The 15,686-nt window shown below is 51.3% G+C and carries 14 protein-coding genes; 1 reads left to right on the plus strand and 13 read right to left on the minus strand.

Going from position 1 to position 15,686, the window contains the following annotated elements:
* Nucleotides 1-66 precede the first annotated feature (66 nt).
* The 4 genes from F456_RS0101990 to F456_RS0102005 all read right to left on the minus strand — a co-directional run bounded on the left by F456_RS0101990 (nt 67) and on the right by F456_RS0102005 (nt 5,100).
* Entirely contained in the window at nt 67-1,314 is a 1,248-nt protein-coding gene (locus F456_RS0101990) for a methyl-accepting chemotaxis protein (RefSeq protein WP_018975328.1), read from the minus strand.
* A gap of 113 nt (nt 1,315-1,427) precedes the next feature.
* The gene (locus F456_RS0101995) at nt 1,428-2,162 is read right to left on the minus strand and encodes a response regulator transcription factor (protein WP_018975329.1); all 735 of its coding nucleotides are present in this window, start codon (nt 2,160-2,162) and stop codon (nt 1,428-1,430) included.
* A gap of 161 nt (nt 2,163-2,323) precedes the next feature.
* Nucleotides 2,324-4,129, minus strand: coding sequence for a two-component system histidine kinase PnpS (pnpS, locus tag F456_RS0102000; protein ID WP_018975330.1), 1,806 nt, complete (start codon nt 4,127-4,129; stop codon nt 2,324-2,326).
* Nucleotides 4,126-5,100: a bile acid:sodium symporter family protein gene (locus tag F456_RS0102005; RefSeq protein ID WP_018975331.1), complete on the minus strand. Its 975-nt coding sequence runs from the start codon at nt 5,098-5,100 to the stop codon at nt 4,126-4,128. Before F456_RS0102005 ends, pnpS begins: the two co-directional genes overlap by 4 nt.
* Nucleotides 5,101-5,247: 147 nt before the next feature.
* On the opposite strand from F456_RS0102005, the gene yfbR reads away from it, so the two are divergent.
* Nucleotides 5,248-5,880 (plus strand): 5'-deoxynucleotidase, encoded by a 633-nt coding sequence (yfbR, locus tag F456_RS21580; protein ID WP_040924844.1) that lies wholly within the window; start codon nt 5,248-5,250, stop codon nt 5,878-5,880.
* A gap of 224 nt (nt 5,881-6,104) precedes the next feature.
* On the opposite strand, the gene F456_RS0102015 is transcribed toward yfbR, so the two are convergent.
* The 9 genes from F456_RS0102015 to pyk all read right to left on the minus strand — a co-directional run bounded on the left by F456_RS0102015 (nt 6,105) and on the right by pyk (nt 15,466).
* Nucleotides 6,105-6,986, minus strand: coding sequence for an SDR family oxidoreductase (locus F456_RS0102015; RefSeq protein ID WP_018975333.1), 882 nt, complete (start codon nt 6,984-6,986; stop codon nt 6,105-6,107).
* Nucleotides 6,987-7,120: 134 nt separating this feature from the next.
* On the minus strand, nt 7,121-7,993 hold the full coding sequence (locus F456_RS0102020; RefSeq protein ID WP_018975334.1) for an SDR family oxidoreductase: 873 nt from the start codon (nt 7,991-7,993) through the stop codon (nt 7,121-7,123).
* An 83-nt stretch (nt 7,994-8,076) separates the two neighbouring features.
* On the minus strand, nt 8,077-8,505 hold the full coding sequence (locus F456_RS0102025; protein ID WP_018975335.1) for a hypothetical protein: 429 nt from the start codon (nt 8,503-8,505) through the stop codon (nt 8,077-8,079).
* Between the two features lie 253 nt (nt 8,506-8,758).
* Nucleotides 8,759-9,709 carry a malate dehydrogenase gene (gene mdh, locus F456_RS0102030; RefSeq protein WP_018975336.1) on the minus strand — a complete coding sequence of 317 codons (951 nt, stop codon included), beginning with the start codon at nt 9,707-9,709 and terminating at the stop codon, nt 8,759-8,761.
* A gap of 107 nt (nt 9,710-9,816) precedes the next feature.
* On the minus strand, nt 9,817-11,118 hold the full coding sequence (gene icd / locus F456_RS0102035; RefSeq protein ID WP_018975337.1) for an NADP-dependent isocitrate dehydrogenase: 1,302 nt from the start codon (nt 11,116-11,118) through the stop codon (nt 9,817-9,819).
* 189 nt (nt 11,119-11,307) lie between these two features.
* On the minus strand, nt 11,308-12,420 hold the full coding sequence (gene citZ / locus F456_RS0102040) for a citrate synthase (RefSeq protein WP_018975338.1): 1,113 nt from the start codon (nt 12,418-12,420) through the stop codon (nt 11,308-11,310).
* 407 nt (nt 12,421-12,827) lie between these two features.
* Nucleotides 12,828-13,220, minus strand: coding sequence for an FxsA family protein (locus F456_RS0102045; protein ID WP_018975339.1), 393 nt, complete (start codon nt 13,218-13,220; stop codon nt 12,828-12,830).
* The gene (locus F456_RS0102050) at nt 13,210-13,746 is read right to left on the minus strand and encodes an acyl-CoA thioesterase (RefSeq protein WP_040924887.1); all 537 of its coding nucleotides are present in this window, start codon (nt 13,744-13,746) and stop codon (nt 13,210-13,212) included. The genes F456_RS0102045 and F456_RS0102050 overlap by 11 nt, the downstream gene beginning before the upstream one ends.
* 301 nt (nt 13,747-14,047) lie before the next feature.
* Nucleotides 14,048-15,466, minus strand: a complete 1,419-nt coding sequence (pyk, locus tag F456_RS0102055; RefSeq protein ID WP_018975341.1) for a pyruvate kinase — start codon at nt 15,464-15,466, stop codon at nt 14,048-14,050.
* Nucleotides 15,467-15,686: the final 220 nt, after the last annotated feature.

Raw genomic sequence — 15,686 nt, forward strand, 5'->3', positions numbered from 1 at the left:
ATGTTAAGGACATTAAGAAGAATTGTAAACGCAGAGTAAAATTCATTGAAAATACGGCTTACTTTGTTATCTGCCGCCCAATGAACGCTCCAACGCCTGTCTAACCACTTCAATCTCCTGCAATGCACTTTGTGTCAAACCAAATGTAAAGCGCCCTCCCTCTTCGGAACTGCGCGCCGATCCTGAGACTTCCCGGAATTCCCCATCAGCGGCTTCCATCTGTTTAGCAGCTCCGCGTATGCGCTTCTCGGCTTCTTCCATGCCGTTAGCAGCTCCCATGCTGAGCAGGTTCATACGATCCAGCAGACTGCCGATTTCATCTGACAGCAGCCGAGTCGATTCGGCCAATGCACGTACTTCACCGGCAACTACGGCAAATCCCCGTCCAGCTTCGCCTGCGCGCGCAGCCTCAATTGAGGCGTTTAATGCCAGCAGCGAACTGGTACCGGCAATACCGCGAATAGAACCGGTTGCTTCGGCGATCTCTTTGGCGCAGGACAGCATACTGCCGATTGAGCTGCGCTGGCCGGCGATCGCTTCCGAAGCTTCTGCGAATGCGCGTTCCGCATCAGCAAGCGCTCTGCGTCCATCCTCTGTCCGGCGGCTCATCCGCTCCGCTTCATTCACAACGCTGCCTGCGGCACCGTGAATCTCCGACAGCGATCCGGCCACTCGTCCAAGCATATGCCGGCTTCCTGCGATCTGATTCTGGCGCTCCTGCGCGGCCTGCTCCTGCAGATCTCGCGACAGGCGAATCATATCTCTTACAGTAAGCACACCTTCATAAACTCCGCCGCGTGTCAGCACGACGCAGTCCGCAAACGATTCGTCATCCCTTGCCAAAGCAACATCAAGCAGTTCGCCGGGACACATGGAAGCTTCAGCCAGGAGCGGAGGCATTCCAGCCGCTTCCGCAACCGGACGGTCATAGAACAGCTCAGGTGCAAAACGTCCGGTAAGCTTACGATAGAAGGCATCGCGCATAAGAAGCAGCATAGGCTCACCGGCAGCAGAGCAGACCACCACGCAGGGAGCGCCCGGTTCCCGCTTAAATACCTGGAGCGCCTCAAAACAGCTCATCTCGGGGCCGATCACCGGAGCCTGCCGCATATAATCCGCCAATACCGGGTCTAAAGGGTTCCCCTCGGACTCTGCATATGTAAGTTCTCCCTCTTCTTGTGCTTCCAAGTGCTGCACTGTTTCTGTCAGACTGACGCCGTTATCGAAAGAAGCGGATAAAACTTCGGATGTAACTTGCTCCAATCGAAACTTTAGACCTATCTCTTCTTTCTCCATGATCCCAGCTTCCGGCATTAATGGTTCTCCCCCATCATTTTTTCTTTCATTATATAGTTTTCTCGTTCTCTTTACATCAACGCCGGGTTAAGATTAGGTAAAAAGACGCAAAAAAAGACTCCAACCTTCCCTTAAAGGGACGGTCTGGAGTCTACTTTGGCCTGAGCTACAACAAGTTTATAGCCGACGCCGCGAATCGAGTCGATATGTACCGATCCGGGATCAAGTTCAAGTTTTTTCCGCAAAGAACTTACATGTACGTCTACGGTGCGCTGTCCGCCGATATAATCAAATCCCCATACAGCATTCATCAAATCGTCTCGTGTCATAACAACGCCCGGCTTACGTGCCAGGTACAACAGAACTTCAAATTCTTTTGGTCTCAAGTTGATCGCCTGTTGACCGAGCGTTACTTCGTATTTATCCGGATAAATGGTCAGCGCACCCAGGCTGATTTTCGATTCGGATGCGGCCGGTACCGCATATTCCGTCTCTTCGCCCGATGTTCGGCGAATAACTGCGCCGACACGTGCCAACATTTCCGAAACGCCGAACGGCTTTGTAATGTAATCGTCAGCGCCGAGCTTCAGTCCGAGCACAATGTCTTCTTCCGCATTTTTGGCTGTCAGAATGACAATTGGCGTCTTAACACCGGATCCGCGAAGCTTCTCCAGAATTTCGATTCCGCTCATGCCGGGCAGCATCAGGTCGAGCAGGATCAGATCGAATGCTTCCCTGCGCGCCCTTTCGTACCCACCTGTTCCGTGCTCTTCGAGTACGACCTCGTAGCCATCCTGGGACAGGTTATAAGAAATCAACCGGGACAGCGTCGGCTCGTCTTCGATGACGAGCAGTTTCCTAGCCATTGGCTCGATCCCCCATTTCATTTGCCTCCGGCGTTTTGCATCAATCGCAAGCCGTTCATCCTTAATTTTACAATTTTCGGATGATCAACGGCCTGGTTGCGCATACGCCTTGTTTTGACCTTCATCAGCATATCACGGCATTGTTAACTCTGTGTAAAAATTTAAGGATTTTCCTGTAGGATCGGCAGTTCTACAATAAAGGTACTTCCGATACCAAGCTCGCTTTCGACCGAAATGGTTCCACGATGAAGTTCGACCAGATGCTTGACGATCGACAGTCCCAGTCCAGTTCCGCCCGAGCTGCGCGAACGCGCCTTGTCCACCCGATAAAAGCGTTCAAAAATGCGCGGCAGATCTTTTTTCGGAATGCCGATGCCGTTGTCGGATACGCTGAACCGGATACGTTCGTCTTCATACTCCTCATCCGTAAACTCTTCAGCTTTAATTACAATTCTTCCGCCTTCCGGCGTATAACTTATTCCATTGGCGACCAGGTTAATAAAAATTTGCCGCAATCGGTCTTCATCCGCTTCGATAAAGAGTTCCTCCGGTACATCGATACGAATTTCGATACGCTTATATTCTGCCGTGCCCTCAAGTACATTGCCGACCGACTGGAACAATGTCAGTACATGAACCGGCGCATAATCAAGCTGGATACGGCGCGACTCGATCTTTGATAAATCAAGGATATCTCCGATCAGCCGGTTCAACCGATTGCCCTCATCATAAATAATTTTAAGGAAAGAGCGTGCCGTATCCTCGTCCTTCACTCCGCCGGCCAGCAGCGTCTCTGCAAAACCCTGAACGGCAGCGACCGGCGTTTTAAGCTCGTGCGAAACGTTTGCGACAAATTCGCTCCGCATCCGTTCCAGCCGCCTGATATCCGATACATCCTGAAATAGGAACAGCATGCCATGGTAGGACTCGTCATGCGCCACTGTCATTGGAACGCCGTCCAGCGAGATCAGCTTTTCTTCCGGTACGAACAGCGTCAGCTCGTCGTGCATTCGAGCTTTCCGCTGCAGCCCTTCTTCAATGAAGCGTGTCAGCTCATAGAAGCGCTTGAGTTCAAGATAGGTGCGTCCGACGACTCGATCGGCACGGATACCGAGCATACGCTCGGCCTGACGATTGACCAGACCAATATTTTCATCCACGTCAATCATCAGAATACCGCCGGTCATATTATCCAATACATTTTGCAGCAAACTTTCATTATCACGTATCGTATGCATCTGTGCCTGAAGACTGTCGGCCATATTATCAATCGAAGCGCCAAGCTGACCGATTTCGTCCCGGCGCATGGCCCCTACTCTTGCGTCGTAATCAAGCTTTGAAATTCGATTGGCGGTATCCATAATATGTTCAATCGGACGGGTTAACCCTGCCGCCAATCGATAGCTGACTAGGGCTGCAAACAGGAAAAGTATAACGAGTGCACTTCCCATGATGATCCAACCTCGCTGCAGGCCCTCTCCAACAATATCCAAACTCATCGACAAACGGAGATAACCATCGAAGCCTTCATCGGAAACAATAGGAGCTGCTACATACAGCATGTTGTGGCCGAGGGTGTCGCTGTATCGCACCACATGTCCAGGGTTACCCGGACTCGATGTCCGAATCTCCTCGCGTTGCAGATGATTGTCCATCCAAGCCGGATCGCTCAGCGAATCGCCGAGTACTCGTCCATCTCGCGCTATAAAAGTAACACGCGAGTCCGTAAGCTCTCCAAGACGCTTGGCTTCGGCCACGAATACGGATGGAAGGTTATCATCCGCTTCGGGAGCGGCCGGAAGATCCAGCAGTTCCTCCAATAGACTGATTTCCCTAGCCATATAATCTTCCAGTGAAGCAATGTGCGAATCCCGGAATACCTTGGCCATCGTCAGGCCTGCAGCCAATACCGAAATACCGACCAAAAGCAGCAAAATCAAAGTTAAGCGGGAACGAAAAGGTTTCATGAATGCAGGCTCTCCTTCGACGGATACGGTTTAAACTTGCGTAATAGCAGTTGATGCAGTGTAGCAAGCGGCTGTTGGACCAAAATGGCCAGCACAACCGGAACGGCGGCCTGCGGCGAAAAGTAACCCAGCGCAAGCACGAGCCCCAGTGAATTGTTGCGCATCCCCGCCGCAAACGAAATCGTCACCGCCAGCTCGGGCGTACGCCGCTTGAGCAGCAGGGGCGCACAATATCCAAGCACATAGCCAAATGCAACCAAAAACAGCACGGACGGAATCACCGCAGCGAGATCTCCGCGCAGCTCGTAAGCATAGGGAGCGATACCGGCCGCATTCAGCACAATGACAAGCATGAAAAAAATTTTGGAAATGGGCAGCAGCACCGGTCCGGCCTTCTGCTTGAATTTGCCGCCGGAACGTTCATAAATGATGACACCCAGCGCAGTCGGTACAACAACCATCAGCAGCAGGTCGCGCATCAGATGAAGTGTATCGAACGTAAGCTCCGCACCGAAGAACAGTTGGATCAATCCGGGAACGACAATAGGACTGAGCGCAGAATCGAGCAGCACCATAGCCAATCCGAGCGCAAGACTGCCTCCCGACAGCTCGATCCAGAGTACAGATGAGACGCCGAGCGGAATAATAGTGAATAGTACCAGACCGACCGTATACGCTGAGGAAGCGCCAAACAGTACACTGCCAATTCCGAACGCAGCCAGCGGTGCAACCAGGTGGCTGAGTACCAAAGTCAGCACAATGGGCATAGGCCGTGCGAATACCTGTCTCAGATGTTCCCGGCCGCAGCCGACCCCCATTACGAAAGTGATATAGGCGAACAAATACGGAATAGCAGGTACCCATGGAAGAAACGGCTTGGAGAAAACCAAGCCCAGCACGAGCATTAGCGGTGTAATCCAGAACATGCCCCGATCCACCCAGCTGCTGAACGCCAGAGCTTTTTTCTTCATGCAGTGCTGCCCTCACGCTTCCATGCTGCAACTTTCACTTGCGCCCCTTCCTTTCAATCCTGCTATAATGGATAACGTGTCTTCTTATCTTACCACAAAGTTTGAAGACCGAAAGTCGAGAAAGCCGCAAAAGAAAGGGTGCCGCAATTGACTACTTATCCATTTTCCGCTTATTTATATCGTCTTAAACATATTAAGCGTTGGAGCCTGATGCGCAGTACGATGACCGAAAATGTAGCTGAACATTCCTATCATGTATCGCTGCTCTCCCATCTGCTCTGTACAATCGGCAATGAACTGTACGGCAAGTCGCTGAATGCCGATCGGGCTGCAGCATTGGCTCTGTTTCATGATGCTCCCGAAGTATTCACAGGCGATATTCCTACGCCTGTCAAGCACCATAACGAGGCGCTGCTGTCCAACTTCCGACTGATTGAGCAGATGGGCGCGCAGCGTCTGACTGCAATGGTTCCGGAACCCCTTCAAGCCGTCTATGCTCCGCTGATCGGTACGACTGAGCCGAATGAGGAAGACCGACAGCTTCATGCGTACGTCAAAGCTGCAGATCGAATCGATGCTTACCTTAAATGTGCCTGGGAAGTTGCAGCTGGCAACCGGGAATTCGCCGTTGCCAAACTGCAGACCGAAGAAAAATTGGCCGAGTCGGCTATGCCGGAAGTCGAGTATTTCCTTAAACACCTCGCGCCTGCATTCGAAATGACACTCGATGAACTGTCTGCACAGATCGGCGAAGAAGCTCAACGTCCAGAGATCCGCTGATTCGCTGAGCTTTCCGGCTTCTGATTAAAACCTAACAAAGCACTGCAAATAAAAAAGCAAGATTAAACAAAGTAAGATAAGACAAGACAAAGCAAAGCATGAAAAAACCGTTCCGTCATCGCATAACGCGATGTGGGAACGGTTTTTTCTTATTGTCCTTAGGAAAATCGGCCTTTGGCTTATATTGGCCTCTCTCCGATTTCATCTATAAAAGCGGCTTTTAATTAGCCGTTGACGACTTCGCCGCCGTTGACGTGAATAATCTGTCCCGTTACGTAGGAAGCGTCCGGCGAAGCCAGGTACACGTAAGCCGGTCCCAGTTCCGATGGCTGTCCCATCCGGCCCATTGGCTGACTCTCGCCAAATGTTTCGACCTTTTCTTCCGGGAATGTTGCCGGAATCAGCGGTGTCCAGATCGGTCCCGGCGCTACGCCGTTGACCCGAATCTTTTTCTCTGCCAAGCTCATCGACAGGGAACGGGTGAAGCTTGTGATTGCACCTTTAGTGGACGAATAGTCCAGCAGTTCCGGGCTGCCCCGATAAGCCGTAATCGACGTTGTATTGATGATGGAAGAGCCTTCTTTCAAATGAGGCAGTGCCGCTTTGCTCATGAAGAACATTCCGAAAATATTCGTGCGGAACGTTCTCTCCAGCTGCTCTGCCGTGATGTCGGTCAGCGACTCTTTCGGATGCTGCTCGGCAGCGTTATTAACAAGAATATCGAGTTTGCCGAACTTGTCAATTACGCGCTTGACCGATTCCTGTGCGAACGACTCGTCGCCCACATCGCCTACCAGAAGCAGACACTGCCTGCCTTCGGCTTCAACAAGACGCTTAGTCTCCTCCGCATCCCCGTGTTCACTGAAGTACAAAATTGCGACATCGGCGCCTTCTTTGGCGTAGTGTACAGCTACGGAGCGGCCGATCCCACTGTCTCCTCCGGTAATCAGGGCGGTCATACCTTGAAGCTTGCCCGCGGCTTTATAAGTTGGAGAAATATATTCCGGTCTCGGCGTCATTTCCGATTCGGTACCATGTCCTTCAAGCTGCTGGGCAGGCGGACTTTTCGGTTTCATTTCGTTGGCTTGCTGTTCGTTGGTTGGCATCTCTGAAAACTCCCTTCGTGTTGGTCTTCGGCTGTCTTTAGCTTCCGTTCCATAATTACCACAGTTATCCGAACACCAAACATCAAATACCAAAATAGACACAATAAGCCAAGTCTTCCCGATTTACCGACTTCCTAACCGTTGATGACTTCGCCGCCGTTAACGTGAATAACCTGCCCCGTGACATAGGAAGAATCTGTCGAAGCGAGATAAACGTATGCCGGGCCTAAATCTGCCGGTTGACCAACTCGTCCGAGCGGCTGATTTCCGCCAAACGACTTCACTTCTTCAGCCGGATACGTTGATGGAATGAGCGGTGTCCAGATCGGTCCCGGCGCTACGCCGTTGACCCGGATTTTTTGCTCCGCGAGGTTCATTGACAGCGAGCGGGTGAAGCTGACGATCGCACCTTTGGTAGACGAGTAATCAAGCAGGCCGGCGTTGCCCCGATAAGCATTTATCGATGTCGTGTTGATGATCGACGAGCCTTCTTTGAGATGCGGGAGCGCTGCCTTGGTCAAGTAAAACATGGCAAAAATATTGGTCCGAAACGTTCGTTCCAACTGCTCCGCTGTAATGTCCTCGATTGACGACTGAGGATGCTGCTCGGCGGCATTATTAACGATGATGTCGAGCTTCCCGAATTTATCCATTGTGCGCCGGATCGCCTCTTGAGCGAACATTTCGTCGCCAATATCGCCGGACAGCAGTAGGCAGCTTCTGCCTTCGGCCTCCACCATTTTCTTCGTTTCCTCGGCATCTTCGTGTCCTTTCAGATACACAATTGCCACATCGGCTCCCTCTCTGGCGTAATGCACAGCGACCGAGCGGCCGATACCGCTGTCGCCTCCGGTAATAATTGCTGTCATTCCGGTAAGTTTACCTGCGGCTTTGTAGTGTTCGTTAATTACGATTGGCTGCGGTGTCATCTCAGTTTCTTTGCCGTGCGAGTCCTGCTTCTGCTGCTGCGCCGGTGGCGTCTGAATTTTCCCTTCATTTGCAGACATGAAAACAGCTCCTTTCGCAAAATGAGTGTCCTTACGAATCCTCATTACCACTCTGCTAAAGGAGCCAAACTGCAATATTTAAATTAAGCGAACCAACGGTGGAACATCATCACGAACAAAATGGCAACGAACGATACGCAGACCATTGTGCTGAACACTTGAAGCTTTCTCAATTCCGAAGAAATATCGCGACGTTCCTGGATTCCGTTAAGTGCCCGGCGCAGCGGACCGCCCATCATGCCGCCGAATGCACCGATCAGCAAAAACAATACGAAGGTCAGCACGATCCACAGAGTGGAGTAGTCCCCCTGCAGAAACAGGTATACACCTGTCAGCAGCTCCAGCACCAGACCGAACTGTGCGTATGTATTCAACGAGCGCATTACGGACAAAACGCCCTTCTTCGCTTCGCCTTCCAGGCGGCTTAGCTGTGCGACAATTAGCGGGGCCAGCAGATAAAATCCCATGGCTACGGCTCCTAGCACGTGCAGAAACAAAATAAATCGATCCATCTCTTCTCCTCCTTAACAATTTCTTTTTCTTATTAAGTCCCGACACTTTCCGAACCGGACTTTCTGCATCATTTTACCGCATTCTGCGTTTAATGTCAGCGATATAAACGGCATGATAAAGCGCCCGTTTTACGGCACTAAAGCCGAAGCGGACGCCCATTTGGTCATGCCATACAAATTGCCTCGCTTACACGGGTATACAGAGCCTTTTAAAGCATCTGTTCCCGAGTCATCTTTGCGTCCTGCGCAGATATCAATTCATTCCCGCAGCCACTACAGAGATAACTCCGCGTACCGAATCGGCCGACTTGTCCAATGCCGACTTCTCCTCGTCCGTCAATTCAAGTTCGAAAATCCGCTCGATGCCGCTTCCTCCCAACACAGCCGGTATGCCCAAGAAGAGGTCATGGTAACCGTACTCTCCTTCCAACAGCGCAATTACCGGAAGCACACGCTTTTTATCCTTAAGAATCGCTTCGGCCATCTGAGCCAGCGAAGCAGCAGGCGCATAATAGGCACTGCCGCTGCCGAGCAGATTGACAATCTCTCCGCCGCCGACACGAGTACGCTGCACAATCTCTGCGATTCGTTCTTTTGGAATCAATGTTTCGATGGGGATGCCGCCGACACTGGAGTAACGCACGAGAGGAACCATATCGTCCCCGTGGCCGCCCAGTACAAAACCTCTTACATCTTCGACCGACACGTTCAGCTCTTCGGCAATGAACGTGCAGTATCTGGCCGTATCGAGAACGCCCGACTGCCCGATTACCCGATTTTTCGGAAATCCGAGCGTCTGGTAAGCCGCATACGTCATTGCATCGACCGGATTGCTGAGGACAAGCACTGTCGTCTCGGGAGCAACTTCTTTGATCCGCTCGCAGACGGAGCAGACAATGCCCGCGTTTGTGCTGACCAGATCGTCGCGGCTCATACCAGGTTTACGTGCAACGCCTGCCGTAATAATAACCAGATCAGAATTTCGGGCTTCCTCGTAATCCGATGTTCCTGTAATGCGCGCATCAAATCCTTGAACAGGAGAAGCTTCCAGCATATCGAGCGCTTTGCCTTTTGTCGGATTTTCGAGTTGTGGGATATCAAGCAGTACGACGTCTCCGAGTTCTTTTTGCGCAATCATTAACGCAGCGGTAGCGCCTGTAAAGCCTGCACCGACAATCGTAATCTTTTTGCGTACGATGGTCATAAGGATGATACCTCCCTGGTGAAATCTATTTTAGGATCAAGCCAAAAAAATAGCGGACGGAAAAGCGGGCCGTTGCCGGCTACTTTCCGTCCGCGTGTCAAACGCTATTATTTCATGTTGCGGATGACTTCGTCGGCGAACTCCGAGCACTTCACTTCTGTTGCACCTTCCATAAGGCGGGCAAAGTCGTAAGTGACTGTTTTGTTGTTGATCGACGCTTCCAGTCCGTTATAGATCAGTTGAGCGGCTTCCTGCCAGCCCAGATGTTCCAGCATCATAACGCCCGAGAGAATAACCGAACCCGGGTTTACAACGTCTTTGTCCGCATATTTCGGAGCTGTACCGTGCGTCGCTTCGAAAATGGCGTGACCCGTTACATAGTTGATGTTGGCGCCAGGTGCAATACCGATGCCGCCTACCTGTGCAGCCAGAGCGTCGGACAGGTAGTCGCCGTTCAGGTTCAGCGTCGCGATCACGTCGAAGTCTGTTGGACGAGTCAGTACCTGCTGCAGAGCGATGTCGGCAATTGCATCTTTTACGATGATTTTTCCGGCTTCTTCGGCAGCCTTCTGCGCTGCATTTGCCGCATCTGTACCGTCCTGCTCCTTGATCTGGTCATATTGTGCCCATGTGAAGACTTTATCTCCGAATTCCGCTTCAGCCACTTCATAACCCCAGTTTTTGAACGCGCCTTCGGTGAACTTCATGATATTGCCTTTGTGTACGAGCGTTACGCTCTTGCGGCCGTGGTCAACGGCATACTGAACTGCCGCGCGAACCAGACGCTTGGAGCCTTCTTCCGACACCGGCTTGATACCGATTCCCGACGTTTCCGGGAAACGAATTTTGTTGACGCCCATTTCGTTTTTCAGGAATTCCAGCACTTTCTTGACTTCTTCGCTGCCTTCCTGGTATTCGATGCCTGCATAGATATCTTCCGTATTCTCACGGAAAATAACCATATCAACCAGTTCAGGACGCTTCACTGGCGAAGGTACGCCGGCAAAGTAGCGTACCGGACGCAGACATACGTACAAATCCAGCTCCTGACGAAGTGCTACGTTCAGGGAACGAATTCCGCCGCCGATTGGCGTCGTCAAAGGTCCTTTGATCGCTACAGTATATTCACGGATAGCCGTCAGCGTATCGGCCGGCAGCCATTCTCCGTATGTATTGAATGCTTTCTCGCCTGCAAACACTTCATACCAGGCAATTTTTTTCTCGCCGCCGTAAGCTTTCTCTACAGCTGCGTCAAGCACACGCTTGGAAGCTTTCCAGATGTCACGCCCTGTGCCGTCGCCTTCGATGAACGGGATAACCGGATTATTCGGAACGAGCAGGTTACCGCCTTCTTCGATCTGAATTTTTTCTCCCTCGGTCGGTGCAGTGAATTTTTCAAAAGTAGACATGAATGGAATTCCTCCTTTGAAGTGGTGATGAAGTTCGGGCCAGGCACGTTTTAAACGCACTAAAACCCGCAGTCTTTTCTATTGTAGCCCATAAGAGCCAGATTTTATACCGATACAAATCTCTTTGGCCAAAATAAAACCGCCCGTCGCCTGCAAAGCTGCCGGGCGGTTCTTTTTGCTATCCTAATCTTAACGCTGTTTGAGAGGCACGTACGTCAGGTCCAGCTCGCCTACATACTCGGCACGCGGGCGGATCAGACGATTATCTTCGTACTGCTCCAAAATATGTGCGGTCCATCCCGATACGCGGCTGATCGCAAAGATTGGTGTGAACAGTTTGCGCGGAATGCCCAGCATCGTATAGACAGAAGCGGAGTAGAAGTCTACATTAGGCTTCAATCCTTTTTGGGAAGTTACCAGTTCTTCGATCTTGACCGACATTTCGTAGAGCGAAGAATCGCCGTTCATTTCGCCGAGACGACGGGACATTTCCATCAAATGCTTTGCACGCGGATCACCGTTTTTGTAGACCCGATGTCCAAAGCCCATGATCTTGACTTTATTGTTCAGCTTGTCCTGAATGTACGTTTCTACCTTATCAGGAGTCTCGATTTCCTCCAGCATACGCATAACTGCTTCGTTGGCGCCGCCGTGCAGCGGTCCCTTCAAAGCGCCGATTGCAGAAGTTACGCCGGAATAAATATCCGAAAGCGTAGCTACTGTAACACGGGAAGCGAATGTCGAAGCGTTCAGCTCATGATCGGCGTGCAGGACAAGCGCCTTGTCCAATGCCTCGATCGCCGTCTGTTCCGGCATCTCACCGCTCATCATGTAGAGGAAATTCTCGGTTAGGCCGAGGCCATCTTTTGGAGCAATCGGCTCCTGACCCTCGGAAATACGCGACAGTGCGGCAACCAGAGTCGGCAGCTGCGCCTGAAGACGCTCGGCTTTGGTCACATTCGCTTCGCGGCTCATATCATCGGAGTCCGCATCATAGAGTGCAAGAGCGGATACCGCCGTACGCAGCGCAGCCATCATGTTCATATCCTTTGGATACAGCTTCATCTGCTCGAGCAGCTGAGGCGGAACCGCTGCATAACGCTGCAGGTTGCTCCGCAGCTTCTCCAACTGTTCTTCATTCGGCAGCATGCCGTGCCAGAGCAGATAAGCCACTTCATCAAACGAGGCGTTGGCGGCCAGATCGTCGATGTTATACCCCCGGTATGTAAGCACACCGTCCACGATCGAACTGATCGAGGAAGTTGCGGCTACAATGCCTTCCAGACCTTTAGTCGCTGTCATCGTACATCTCTCCTTTGTGAATGGAACGGATAAATGCAGGCGTTAACTTTTGGGGGTGCATGGTATGTTTTCACTCCCCTGCGTCGCCCACCATACGGACTCGAAAACACACCCCAAGTTTTTGTAACCGTTTTTAACGGCCGGCAAACGGCTTGGTTCCTGATTCCGGCATCCTGTTCAAAAACAACAAGGCATGTAACGTCACTTCATTGTCATCATACCGGATTTTGTCAATTTTTTGAACGTTTCTGCACACTTAACGGGAATCAAATTGTTTTATCGCAGCGATAAGCGATTCTTGCAACCCCTTACAATGATATATGTTACAGGAGAGAGCAAGCGTTTGCAAGTTTTGGAAAACGTTAAAAGCCGTCTGCTCGGGGCAGACGGCTGTAGAAAAACAAAAATTAACGACGGTAAAACGTAATATTTCCTTTCTTCATGCGTTTCTCGATCCAACGCATGGCTGCACGATGATAAAGAGGTCGGGTCAGCGGGAAAACAAGCGAAATTCCGATAAGATCGGTGATAAGACCAGGGGCAATCAGGATGGCCCCCCCAGCCATGATGCATACGCCGTCAACCAGTTTGCGGCCGGGCGGCTGTCCGCTTTCGGCGAGCATTTTAAGATCGTTCATCGCTTTTCTTCCCTCAAATTGTACCATTGCGATGCCGATTACCGTCGTAGCCAGCGTTAGAACAATTGTCTTAAAAAATCCGAAAGTATCGATCAGCCAAACGAAAGCCGCAGCTTCAATAATTACAGCGAGAATAAACAGCAGCGACATTTTATTTTTCATTCATGGTTCCCCCTTGTTCGTCGGCCGCTCCTGCAGCAAGCCGGTTTGCGAGCGCCCCGTACAAATCCGGCGCCGCTTTGCTCAATCGAATCGGCTTCCAATCGGAACTGAGCCAGACATGCTCGGTGCTGCCTGTATTAAGCAGGGTACCCGGACGCTCTTCATTTCCAAATTCCGCAGTCTCGGTACTCCATTCTTCCTCATCTTCGCAGCGGCGGACTTCGTATTCATACTCAAGGCGCAGTGGCGAAAATCCGCTGATACGTGTATAAATCCATATCCGGTCATCGTAACGGGCAGGATTGACAAAACGTGATCGAACTTCAAGCACTGGTAGGTATATGCCCTGTTCTTCGATCTCCCTGTACGAAAATCCCATCCCCCGAATCATCTCCGTCCGTCCGATCTCAAACCAGTTCAAGTAATTGGCGTGATAAACGACAGCCATTTTGTCGGTCTCCTGGTAACGCACTTTCAATCCGGTACGAAACCAGTGTCCCTTTGTTAGGGATTCTTTCGCTTTCATATCGACCATGCCTTCCACTCCTCATTATATCGACAGAACGCCTCATTCCTTTGTCCTGCGTCTTTAAGCCTGTCTATTTATTGTATACGAAACGGACCCCCGATTTCCAATCCTGCCATACTCGGAAAAGCGAGACAAGGAAAAAGCCGCCTTCACGGCGACCTTGGAGATTGAGTCGCGAACGACTCATCCATCGCAAGCGATAATGCTTCGCATAGAAGATTATACGCATGAAAAAGCGGCCGGTTCCATCTCAAGGATGGAACCGGCCGCTGAGGCATAAAGCTTTTCAAAAGAAAGCTTAGTGAATGTGATCAACCTTGATCAAGTTTGTGGATCCGGAGCGGCCGAGAGGCACGCCTGCCGTAATGACAACCAGGTCTCCGTCTTCAACCAGACCGGATTTCTTCGCACCCTGTAGGGCGCTTTCGAACAGTTCGTCTGTCGTTTCGGCAACTTCGCCTTTGACCGGAATGACACCCCATGCGAGAGCCAGACGACGCAGCGTTTGCTCCTGTGTCGTTACCGCGATGATTGGAGCGATTGGACGGTACTTGGAGATCATACGCGCTGTTGTACCCGACTGCGTCGAAGTCACGATCGCCTTGACGTCCAGGTTCCATGCCGCGTGAGCAACCGATTGGCTGATCGACTCGGTAACGGATTTTTGCTGCGCTTCGCTTTGTTTTTTCAGGATCTCGCGGTTAGCCATTGCAGACTCCGCTTTCTCCGCGATACGGGACATCGTTTGTACCGATTCCATTGGGTACTTGCCGGCAGCTGTTTCGCCGGACAGCATGATTGCGTCTGTTCCGTCAAGGATCGCATTAGCCACGTCGCTCGCTTCAGCGCGAGTCGGGCGTGGATTGCGCTGCATGGAATCGAGCATTTGTGTTGCCGTGATAACCGGTTTGCCGGCACGGTTGCACTTCTCGATCATCTGCTTTTGAACCAGAGGAACTTCTTCCGCCGGAATTTCAACGCCCAGGTCGCCGCGGGCAACCATCAGGCCGTCGGATACTTCCAGAATTTCATCCAGGTTGTCGACGCCTTCCTGGTTTTCGATTTTGGAAATGATCTGAATGTGCTCTGCGTTGTGCTTTTTCAGCAGCTCGCGAATTTCCAGCACATCGCTCGCTTTGCGGACGAACGAAGCGGCGATAAAGTCAACGCCTTGTTCAATACCAAATACGATATCGTTTGTATCCTTTTCCGTAATACCTGGCAGCGAAATGCTTACGCCCGGTACGTTCACGCCTTTACGGCTTTTGATTTGTCCGCCGTTAACGATGCTGCACTTGATTTCCGTACCTTCCACTTCCGTAACCGTCAGGCCAATCAGGCCGTCATCGATCAGAATTGTGGAACCAACCGATACGTCATTCGGCAGATCTTGGTAAGATACGGACAGACGATTTTTGTCGCCAGCGATTTCTTCCGTCGTCAGCGTAATGCTTTCGCCTTCTACCAGATCAAGCGGCTCGACCGCAATTTTGCCTGTGCGGATTTCCGGCCCTTTGGTGTCCAACAGCAGAGCAACGCTCTTGCCGAGTTCTTGGCACGCCTGACGGATATTTTTAATGCGGTTGCCGTGCTCTTCGAAATCACCGTGGGAGAAGTTCATTCGAGCGACGTTCATGCCCGCCATAATCAATTTCTTTGTGTTTTCCAGCGATTCGCTTGCCGGTCCGATCGTACATACGATTTTCGTTTTGCGCATTTGGGTTCCTCCGTTTTATGATCTCTGACGATCTCTGTTTGGGTCTCTTAAGGAGACTCTCTGTCTGTTTTGCTGCTTCTTTCTACAAACGGAAAATTTATTGCCATCGATCTGCCCCGGACATGAAAAAAGAGACCGGTGCGCAGTGCCCCGACCTCTCTGTGATTCGCGTTCGGAAGTCGGTTTGCGGATGGTCATAAAATCCTCACCAACAATTAAA

Origin of the sequence: Saccharibacillus kuerlensis DSM 22868 (assembly GCF_000378145.1) — a bacterium.
GTDB lineage: Bacteria > Bacillota > Bacilli > Paenibacillales > Paenibacillaceae > Saccharibacillus > Saccharibacillus kuerlensis.